The organism is Heliorestis acidaminivorans (assembly GCF_008933955.1).
GTDB lineage: Bacteria > Bacillota > Desulfitobacteriia > Heliobacteriales > Heliobacteriaceae > Heliorestis > Heliorestis acidaminivorans.
Window position 1 is genome coordinate 251,583 of the sequence record NZ_WBXO01000005.1, and the last position, 9,788, is coordinate 261,370.

The following is a 9,788-nucleotide window of genomic DNA, read 5'->3' on the forward strand; positions in this document are numbered from 1 at the left end:
CTTTACGGATTTTTTTCTACCTCCCTTTTGGAAATACTCCAAGCACCGTTAGGAGATGTAATACCCCAGCCAGTTATGGGGGATTCCCCCATGTCTTTTCTGTTGATTGAATTATATTCATAAGTCAGTTCAAAAAGAGGAGGCCAATCAGGATCGATTATGGTCGAAGGGCTATCAGCTGGCGTTGTTGCTTCGTTGGAAACTAATAAAGGCACAAAACGGTGCGGTAATAACCGTCCAATGGCAAAGCAGTATTTATGAGCGGGTTGCAAATTATTAAAATACCAGTGATCATCGTGGTTAGAAATGTAAAAATCTTCATAAGGAGCTTCCTCTAAATTGGAAGTAGCAGTGATGTTGTAAAAGCGAAGAACGTAGGGACTATCTGACCAAGCTTGTTGATCGCAATCCGATTTGCATATATCTTCCATGTGAGCGGAAACTTCCCAGTAGGCATAAAGTGAATAAGGCGATCGAGCAAGCAAAGCGATAGCATTTTGTTCATAACGATGAGGAAGTGGAGCGAGTTCCTGATCGAACCGTTTGGGCTTTACTAAAGGTGTCAAATCATTGGCAAATTCTTCTGCATAATTAGTTTTCCTTACCGAAACAGGTGGCCGCCTCGCTTCTTTTTGGTACCATGAAAAAGTAAAAAAAGCTGTAGCGGCTATGAGAACAGCGAAAAAGAACAAAAGAGCAAGAGTAAACGTAGAAAGCAAAAGAAGGCACCTCCTCCAAATTTAAATATGATGAATGGGCAGGGATTTTACTCCACTGTCACGAAGATATTGCTGTTATGTTTACTAGCTTTAACAGTATGGCTGAAATCATGTTTTATCAAAGCATCATTGTGGCGGTTTTTTTTATTACTCTTGCCTATGGAGGGACACTTTGGATTCATAAAAAGGCAAGATTACCTCTCCGTTGGAATTTTAACAGGACCAACCTTGTAGAGGGTGCCGCACTAGGGGTAAAGGTTTTTCTATGGGTACTGCTTATCGGCGCTTTGATAAATTTAATTTTTCCTATAGCACCCCATCTTATCGAAAATATTTTTAGAGGTGAATTATTAAGTCTATACCATATTCTGCTGATTGCGATTTCCGTAGTTGTTCTCGCACCTCTGGCCGAGGAAATTCTATTTCGTGGTTTTCTCTTGCCTATCTTAAAAATCCGCTGGGGTACACAGTGGGCTCTTCATGGTACCTCTTTTCTTTTTGCATCTCTTCATCTTGATCCTTTTCGCTTCTTGCCCCTCTATGTGGCCGCTTACTTGATTGGACAAGAGGCTCTTAAAAGAAACAGCTTAATAGTAGCTGTAATAGCTCATGCAGTGTGGAATCTTAGTAGCTTTACGCTTTTATTGCTCTATATGAGAGGGGGAGCTTTTTGAAGCGCCTAATCATTCTTACTAGCGCTTTGTTGTTGATTTTTGCTTTATCTTTTGCCTCTATCTATGGCGGCGTAGCTCTCTTGGAAGAATATGGCATTGATTTAGGCGAGCGTTCATTTAATTATGATTACGTCATAAAAAACGGTACGATCATTGATGGTACCGGTGGAGAGATTTATCAAGGTGATCTAGCTATACGAAGAGGTAAGATCACTTTTATTGGCATCATCGAGCCACCTGCTTCAGTACCTGTTATTGATGCTACTGACTTGTTCATCCTGCCCGGATTTATAGATCTTTACTCACCGCTTGATTTGGATCGAGCCCAAAAAAGTAATCTAACTGGTTTGCTAAGTCAAGGCGTGACTACGATGGTTGTAGGATATGGTGATCTAAGTGAAGATCATGCAGTAAGTTTGATGGAAAGACAAAGCCAAAAAAGATGGCCTTTGAATAGCGCTTTTTTGGCTGGTCATGAAGGATTGTCTGGCTACTTAACTCCTCTTGACTTGCTTTATGATTTTGATTACTTCGATGCTTTATCAGAAACAACGACTTATTCCTTTAATAGTGCTTTCGGACAAGAACAATCGTCTATCAATCTAGCCGAATTAGAAAGAGAAGTGAAAAGGTCGCTTCAGGCAGGTGCTATGGGTCTTTTTATTGACTTTGATCAAGGGCCTGGCAAGCAGTTAACTTATGATGAAGTTAAAGTGTTAGCTACTGCTTTGAAGGAACAAGAGAAGGTCCTAGTCCTTACTATGCCATCAGATCCTATTGATCCTGTCGCTTTGTTGAATAGAATCCTGAAGCTACAGGAAGAAACAAAGGTATCTATTCTATTGACACCTTGGGATTATCTGGCCACAGCAGAAGAAGGTATGGTGCAAATTCTTGCTGAAATGTTAGAGGAAGCACAGAAAAGTCAATATTTACGTATGGCTTTTTATCCTTCTACGACACAAAGAGAAGGATTACGTCAACCTTTACAGCGAGCATATGCACGTTATGCCGCAGAAAGTATTGAGATTGTTGCTGTAGATGGGCAAAACGATTATTCTCTGATAGGTAAGACTTTAGCCGAAGTAGCTACTGAAAGTAATAGCTCTGTCACTGCGACGGCGCAATCTTTAATGTCACGTGGTTCTGTGCAAGTAGCTCTACGACTCTATCAAAGAGAGCGCTATGAACAGTTTATCTCATCACCCCATACTTTTTTGACGGCACATTGGGATCTTGCTGGTAGCGAATCTAAGACTATAATGAATTATCTAGAGAGCCAATTTACTCGAAATCCTGACGAACTTATTTTGATAGATATAGCCAAAAAACTAGCAGGAGATCCAGCGACTTTTCTAGGCTTAGAAGGTCGAGGTACTATTGCGGTTGAAAACTGGGCCGATCTAGTACTTATTAACCCACGAGCTTTCTACGAAGAAGGAGAAGCTGTGCCTTATCTTTTCGTAAATGGTACTCTGGTCTATGAAGATGGTAATCTTTTAGAACCTAACCCAGGATTGATCTTGGGTAGAAAGCGTTAACATACTTCAGGCGGCGCCTCGCACCGGCAGGGTTTACCCTCTGCCGGTTTTTCGCTATAGTAACGTTGGCCATTCCAGAGGTAAGTTGATTCGTAAAGATCGTGATAGGGGAGCATTTTAGCGCCTTCCAAAATGTACAACTGACTTTGTTTTACTTGAAAAACTAGGGAAGACTGTACTGTCATTTCTGGAAAAGGGCGTGAGTGATAACCTTCATCTTCTTTATGGAGAATAAAGTCGTATTGAACGGGATGCTTTTCTCCCTGTGGAAAGATATAAAAGGTCATGAGCAGGGGTTCTTGATTAACTTCTAAGGCAGGCTCTGTAAGACGACCTAGAGGAATCTCCATATTTCTTTGTAGAGGTGTTGGTTTTTTGGTTATTGGATCGGGAGGGAAGTTAAAGCGTAATTCTCCCCAAGCTAGAAAATTTTTTTCTTTACAGTAGAGAAAATAATAAAAATCATCAAATGATAATTCTTGTTTTAAGCGAAACTCGCCATCTGCTGTAATGGAGAGAGCAAAACGTGCTTGCTGTAGTACTGATTTAACGGAAACATTAACATAACGAGATAGATAAGAAACACTGCGCAATCGATAAGGGGGCGGGATAATAGGATTAAATAGCGGATTACCTGTAGGGCTGATTGTTTGCTGAAGTAGTCGGCGGAAAAGATAGACATTTCCTGCGATTAAAGCCATGAGAAAGCACTGAAACACAAAAAAAGGATCAATAGGCCATTGAAAGGATAAAGAAAGTATAGTGAGCCAGAGAAAAGCGATTAGCATAAGAGTAAAATCGAGATATAATAAAATGGTACGGCCTGGACGATTGGGAAATAGGTAGTGCATCTGATACTTACGAACAAGATGTACCATAGGGCCGGCCAAGTTTTTGTTTTCTGAGTAAGGCAGTTCTAAGAACTCTTCTAAGATAGACTGTAAGCGTTCAATGCGACGTTGTACAACGAGGGAAACGAAGATACCAGTAGAACCGAGGAGGGTTAGTAGACCAGCCGCAGCAGACCAGAGAAAGCTAATAAAAAGTTCTGGTGAAAACACGGTAGGCCTTACACCTCCAGGTTAAAGCGCAGATTGCGAGCTAGGCTAGCAATTTTTTCATCATTACCATGGTGGCGACAATGATTTTCCAAGCGGCGCAAAAAATGTTGTAACGGTGCTGTTTGTAAACCTTCTCGAGCGGCATGACGGCCCATGTTGGCTGTTTCAATTAGTAGAACTTCAACAGCGTCCCAACGATCATGACGTGCTAAGGTCATGCCTGTAGACTCTAGGCAAGCACTAAGGTAAGACCAGAGACTTTCTGTATAAGGGAAAGCTGGAGAAAGGCCGTATTCGAAGATGTAGCGAATGACTGATAAGTAACGCTTCGTTTCCTTTTTAGCTTCTTCTGAAGAAGAGCTTTTGAGGAGATGATAAAGGTAAACTTTCAAAAACTCATTGATGCCGTAACGAACTCTGACCCAACGATGTTCAGCCATCGCCACGAGCAAATGCTCAAAAGCAACGGTTACGCTGTCTAGTTGAGGCAGTTCTATTTTTCCTAAAAGATCTGGGTCTTCAATAAAGACAGCTTTGCTCAGATCGATGTATTTTTCTGAGATGGGTAATGAATGATTTTGATGGGATTTATTACCTTCTAAGATTTTGCGAAACTGCCAGATCCATTGATAAAGATCGTCGTAAGCTCTGACCTCTTCTACTTTGTCCCTATTACTCATGTTGTTAGTATCACTTCTATGGAAAAAAGTATAACTAAAGGAAAGAATTTTGCTATCAATTGGCAGAATGCAGTAGATAATAAGAATAGATTTTTCGAAAGGTAAGATATCATGAACAAGATGAATGAGAGCGGTTCTATTAAGGTTGGACAAGTTGGTACATTTGATGTTCTGGGAGAGACCTTACAAGGTGAAGGGGTAGCTCGTCCTGAAGGGATGGCTCTTTTTATACCCCATACTTTTATGGGCGAACAAGTAAAAGCCAAAGTAGTGGAAGTAAAGAAACGCTATGGAAGAGCGGAGCTATTAGAAGTAACCAAAGAGGCGCCAGAAAGAATAAAACCGCCTTGTCCCGTTTTTGGACAATGTGGCGGTTGTCAGTTACAGATGATGACTTATGAGCGACAGTTGCAGTTAAAAGAGCAAGCTCTAGTGGACGCTTTTAAGCGTCTTGGCTCTTTTCACGACGTTCCTATTGAGCCAATTGTAGGAGCTGAAAAGATCTGGCATTATCGCAATAAAATGCAGATGCATGTGCGCTGGGGAGCAGAAAGTGATCTTAAGATAGGTTATTATCGCCGTTCTACTCACGACTTGATTGAGTTTGATGATTGTTTGCTTGTGCCGCCCCTCTTTTCTAAGCTGTTAAAGCACTTTCGTCAGGTACTTCCGCAAGTAGACAAGGAGAAAAAATTACCAATCAAGCATATCTTGATCAAATCAGTTCGCACTGATGAGGTAGGGTCAGATGTAGCTGAGGATGTAGGCGTTGATGTAAAGGCAAATGTAGTTAGGGAGGAGCAAAATTCAGCTTATTCTGAGAAGCAAAGTTATAAGTTAATGATGATCTTAGTGCTAGAGCGCTGGAAAAAGTCTTATGAAGATCTTTGCACTGAACTAGCCGATAAGTTGATGGAGCTAGAGCCGGCTTTGCAATCTTTTTATATCAATCGCAATAAAAATGAGAAAGGTCCTATCTTAGGCTCGGAATATCCTTTCTATCATGGAGAAGAGCATTTAGTTGAAAAAATGGTTGATGCGGCAGGAGATCCCTTAGAGCTAGAAGTAGGGCCTGCTAGTTTTTTGCAAGTTAATCCCGAACAAACGGAGCGTCTTTACAAGTACGTGGCAGAGCTAGCTCAGTTAACAGGCAAAGAAAAAGTTCTAGATGCTTATTGTGGTGTTGGTTCTATTAGTCTTTATCTAGCTCCTTACTGTCGATCTGTTACAGGTATTGAAGAAGTGGCAGATGCTGTAGAAGACGCTAAGAATAATAGTTTGCGCAACCAAAAAGACCATCTTGAATTTCACACAGGCAAGGTAGAAGAGCTTTTGCCTTCACTTGTAGAAGATGGTAATGACTTTGCTGTATGTTTACTGGACCCACCACGCAAAGGCTGTCATGAGAAGGTTTTAGAAGCAATTAATGAGATGCAACCAGATCGTATTGTCTATGTAAGCTGTGATTCTGCTAGCTTAGTGCGAGATTGTGTCTACTTAGCTCAGCAAGGCTGGCAAGTAAAAAAAGTCGTGCCCGTAGATCTTTTTCCACAGACAGGCCACCTCGAGTGTGTGGTATTGATGTCAAGGTTGTAGGTATTGGTTTTACTGGGTTTGCAGGATTACATCCATCTTGTCTACTCGATCTAAAGTATGTTTTTTCGTTTGAGGGAAGATATCGAGGGATAGAAAAAGGATTAAAAAAGAAGTAAGGTTGAGTGGTGTGATAGATAACATCCTTAGAGTTGTGGAGATAGGATAGATGTAAATATTTATTACCAGTACATTACATAAGGGGATGTGAAAAGAACATGAAAAATGCACTACCACAATTCTGGAGTTTTAATAGGATAAGAGATGCTTCTATGATTAAAAGAGAAGATTTAATATGGCAGGGGCCATTCTCTTGGATTGGGTACGAGCAAATTAATGAAGTCAAACCCATCCCAGATATTGCAGGAGTTTATCTTTTTACATTTGAGTATTTAGATGGTTATATTTTGCGTTCAGTTGGTGTAACAAACTCCATGAAGAGGAGATTTACTGAACATACACGTGAATATAAGAAAGGAAATTACACTTTGCTAGATGTTGAATCTGCTAGAAATGGAGTAAGGAAAGAATTGTGGCATGGATGGCAATATGCAAAAGAACACCAAAATATCTTTTTGGAGAATAAAGATGTCATATTAGAATTTGCTGAAAATGAACTGATTGCTTATAGATTATTCATCAGCGAAATTGCTGACAAAAGGAAAAGAGAAAGAATTGAAGCAGCCATATTGATAAATACCTATAGTTCAAAAGAACCGTGGGCTGATTTAATTGATGGTGGAATGTCTTTGAGAGGCCGATCTAATTATGAAATACCAATTGAAGTAAAAAATGTTTGCTCACATAAATTGTATGGACTTCCTGTAGCAATCGAAATATAACAACTGAAAGCTAAAGGTGTCTTCTATAGTATGCTTTATCCTTATAGATGCATAGGTTTATGTTAAGTATAAAGAGAAGTATTACCTGTATTGAAATAGGGGGCATGAATCAATTATGAAAGTTATCTATAAAATTACTTATCCAAACGGGAAGATTTATATTGGTAAAGATTTAACTGACAGTATTAATTATTTTGGTAGTGCAGACAGTAAATTAATTGAGAAAGACTTTACAAGGGAAGAAAGAAGAAATTTTACAATTAAGAAAGAAATATTGTGGGACTCAGAAACTGCTACAGACAAAGAAGTTAATCGTAAAGAAGTAGAATACATAAAGTATTATAATTCAAACAATCCGAGTATAGGCTATAATCAATGGCCTAAATTAAAGGTATAAGGAATTTGCTTTAATCCTATATTGCCAACTTTCAGAGCAGAAAGGAATTGAATGAAGATGAAAAAACAATTTCTTATTGCTGAAAAAATGTCTCTCCTTGTCGCTCTATTGGCTATCGTTGCTTCAATAGGTGGACTTCTCTTGGAAAACCTTTATCGGGACAGCGAAGCGATTCGAGCAGTATGGTTTGTTAATGACCTGATCACTTTGTTTGTTGCTGTCCCAATTTTGATGGGTTCCATTTATTTCGCCTCAAAAGGTTCTATAAGAGCTTCTCTTGTCTGGGTAGGTAGCCTCTGGTACATGCTCTATAACTATGTCTTTTACATGTACGGAGCTGCTTTTAACGCTTTTTTATTGATTTATATTTTGTTGTTTGTTTTATCAGTTTATAGCTTGATCCTCACACTTGTTCAAATTAATGTAGTGAAACTAAAGTCTCAATTACTTGATCGGGCTCCTACCAAGGCCGTGAGTACCTTTCTATTTGCTTTTGCTGGCGCATTGGGTTTTCCATGGGTGATGTTGGCTCTTCGCTTTATTCAGTTAGGTGAAACACCTCCTTTTGAAATGACCATTGTATTCGCCACTGATCTTTCTTTCTTGGTGTCGGTGTTGATTTTCAGTGGCATTTTATTACGAAAGAAAAACCCCTGGGGAGTTGTGTTATCAGCCATGGTCATGTTGAAGGGAGTTCTTTACCCTTTGGTGTTGATTATCGGTGGGGCGTTAGCCTTTGTCCGTGTTGGCACTTGGGATGTCTTTATTCCTCTATATGCTGTTTTATGGTTACTCTGCATCTACTTTTACCAGCTGCTGCTGAGTAGGATAGGAGTGGAAAAAATCTAAGCCAAGGGGAAAGCTCCTTTGCCATTCACTATATAATATATGGGATTTGATCTGGCCATTTATTATAGAACCATTTTATCCAAACTTGGATTTGTGGAATTACGAAATGAAACATCGTTAAAAATTGGAGGACAAAATGAATATAAATATTAGAAATGAAGAATCGAGAGATAATCGAAGAGTTGAAGAAGTTGCAAGAAAAGCATTTTGGAACTTGTATTTTCCTGGTTGCCATGAACATTTTGTGATTCATAAAATGAGAGAGCATGGTGATTTTATAAAAGAACTTGCATTTGTTATCGAAGTTAACGGTCAAGTCGAAGGCGGTATTTTTTATACGCATTCAAAAATAGTATCAGAGGATAATAAAGAGTATAAAACAATTAGTTTTGGGCCTGTTTTCATTTCTCCGGAGTTCCATAGAAAGGGCCTTGGAAAAGAGCTCATTACTCACTCTATTGAAGTTGCTAAAGAAATGGGATATCGAGCAATTCTAACAATGGGATATCCATATCATTATGAGCCATACGGATTTTTAGGTGGCAAGAAATATAATATCTCCATGCCTGATGGAAAGTTCTATAAGGGCCTGTTAGTTTTGCCTCTTTATGAGGGAGCGCTGGATAATATATCCGGTTATGCAGCTTTTTCAGATGTGTTCGATGTGACTGAAGAAGAGGTTGAAGAATTTGATAAATCATTCCCGCCTAAAGAAAAGAAGTATCAGGCAAGTCAGGATGAGTACGAAGCTGCAACTTCAATGCTAGATGAATAATTAAGATTTTGAATAGACAAACTGGGAGGCGTCTATGAATTGGAATGAAATCTTTGATGCAGACCATATTCCTTCTATTGAAGATATCAGAGAGTATCTTGGTGAAGCAAAATCAATCTGGGATGAACTAACTGCTTATCTTATATCGAAGAAGCTTACCAGGCCAAACCTCATATCACTTACAGCAAATGCTCTGCACAACCAGGATGGAATGTGAAGTACAAAAAAAGTGGCAAGTCCCTATGTACCCTGAACTGCACCCTGTCAAGTAGACAGTGGAAAAAAATAAAATGTTCTAAGCGGCTTTGGCCCTATATTCCATGGGGCTGAGGCCGTTTAGTCGTTTTTGAAGTCGCTCATTATTATAAAAATGAATATACTCATCAATCGCTTGTGCTAGCTGGTCATATGTGAGGTCTTCCCGCTTTATTGGACACCACTAAGTGTGGATTTCTCGGTCTTTCGTAGAATTACATAAAGTATCTTTATTCGACGTCGTCACCGCCACCCGAAGGGTCTCATACAGCCAGTCGCCAGTCAAGGGCTAGGGCTTCGCCGTCGCCTTCGGCGACCCTTGACAGTCGCCTTTCTGTATGAAGGATGCATCAATTAGGCGGTCGACGACAGGGTCTGCGTTTTTGCTTTTCCCTTGCTACT

General features: G+C 39.7%; 12 protein-coding genes and 1 pseudogene. 9 read left to right on the forward strand and 4 right to left on the reverse strand.

Annotation, left to right across the window (positions count from 1 at the left end):
• Nucleotides 1-2: 2 nt before the first annotated feature.
• Nucleotides 3-719, reverse strand: a complete 717-nt coding sequence (locus F9B85_RS08740; RefSeq protein ID WP_170270343.1) for a DUF4912 domain-containing protein — start codon at nucleotides 717-719, stop codon at nucleotides 3-5.
• Between the two features lie 77 nt (nucleotides 720-796).
• Here F9B85_RS08740 and F9B85_RS08745 point away from each other — a divergent pair, with 77 nt between their 5' ends.
• Nucleotides 797-1,393: a CPBP family intramembrane glutamic endopeptidase gene (locus F9B85_RS08745; RefSeq protein WP_151620004.1), complete on the forward strand. Its 597-nt coding sequence runs from the start codon at nucleotides 797-799 to the stop codon at nucleotides 1,391-1,393.
• The gene (locus F9B85_RS08750) at nucleotides 1,390-2,934 is read left to right on the forward strand and encodes an amidohydrolase family protein (RefSeq protein WP_151620005.1); all 1,545 of its coding nucleotides are present in this window, start codon (nucleotides 1,390-1,392) and stop codon (nucleotides 2,932-2,934) included. Before F9B85_RS08745 ends, F9B85_RS08750 begins: the two co-directional genes overlap by 4 nt.
• Here F9B85_RS08750 and F9B85_RS08755 read toward each other — a convergent pair.
• The gene (locus F9B85_RS08755) at nucleotides 2,931-3,995 is read right to left on the reverse strand and encodes a hypothetical protein (RefSeq protein WP_151620006.1); all 1,065 of its coding nucleotides are present in this window, start codon (nucleotides 3,993-3,995) and stop codon (nucleotides 2,931-2,933) included. The two genes, F9B85_RS08750 and F9B85_RS08755, sit on opposite strands and share 4 nt — an antisense overlap.
• Before the next feature lie 8 nt (nucleotides 3,996-4,003).
• Entirely contained in the window at nucleotides 4,004-4,675 is a 672-nt protein-coding gene (locus F9B85_RS08760) for a hypothetical protein (protein WP_151620007.1), read from the reverse strand.
• Between the two features lie 111 nt (nucleotides 4,676-4,786).
• Between F9B85_RS08760 and rlmD the strand changes: the two genes are divergently transcribed.
• The 7 genes from rlmD (at nucleotide 4,787) to F9B85_RS15035 (ending at nucleotide 9,461) form a co-directional block, all read left to right on the forward strand.
• Nucleotides 4,787-6,271 (forward strand): 23S rRNA (uracil(1939)-C(5))-methyltransferase RlmD, encoded by a 1,485-nt coding sequence (gene rlmD / locus F9B85_RS08765; RefSeq protein WP_151620008.1) that lies wholly within the window; start codon nucleotides 4,787-4,789, stop codon nucleotides 6,269-6,271.
• 215 nt (nucleotides 6,272-6,486) lie between these two features.
• On the forward strand, nucleotides 6,487-7,110 hold the full coding sequence (locus F9B85_RS08770; RefSeq protein WP_151620009.1) for a hypothetical protein: 624 nt from the start codon (nucleotides 6,487-6,489) through the stop codon (nucleotides 7,108-7,110).
• Nucleotides 7,111-7,225: 115 nt separating this feature from the next.
• Nucleotides 7,226-7,507: a GIY-YIG nuclease family protein gene (locus tag F9B85_RS08775; RefSeq protein WP_151620010.1), complete on the forward strand. Its 282-nt coding sequence runs from the start codon at nucleotides 7,226-7,228 to the stop codon at nucleotides 7,505-7,507.
• A gap of 51 nt (nucleotides 7,508-7,558) precedes the next feature.
• Nucleotides 7,559-8,356: a hypothetical protein gene (locus tag F9B85_RS08780; RefSeq protein ID WP_151620011.1), complete on the forward strand. Its 798-nt coding sequence runs from the start codon at nucleotides 7,559-7,561 to the stop codon at nucleotides 8,354-8,356.
• Nucleotides 8,357-8,492: 136 nt separating this feature from the next.
• Entirely contained in the window at nucleotides 8,493-9,131 is a 639-nt protein-coding gene (locus F9B85_RS08785) for a GNAT family N-acetyltransferase (RefSeq protein WP_151620012.1), read from the forward strand.
• Between the two features lie 34 nt (nucleotides 9,132-9,165).
• Nucleotides 9,166-9,348, forward strand: coding sequence for a hypothetical protein (locus F9B85_RS08790; protein ID WP_151620013.1), 183 nt, complete (start codon nucleotides 9,166-9,168; stop codon nucleotides 9,346-9,348).
• Nucleotides 9,306-9,461, forward strand: a complete 156-nt coding sequence (locus F9B85_RS15035; protein ID WP_423245054.1) for a DUF3788 family protein — start codon at nucleotides 9,306-9,308, stop codon at nucleotides 9,459-9,461. Before F9B85_RS08790 ends, F9B85_RS15035 begins: the two co-directional genes overlap by 43 nt.
• Here F9B85_RS15035 and F9B85_RS08800 read toward each other — a convergent pair.
• Nucleotides 9,427-9,555, reverse strand: a pseudogene (locus F9B85_RS08800) (IS3 family transposase); the annotation flags it as partial. The gene F9B85_RS15035 and the pseudogene F9B85_RS08800 overlap by 35 nt on opposite strands.
• Nucleotides 9,556-9,788: the final 233 nt, after the last annotated feature.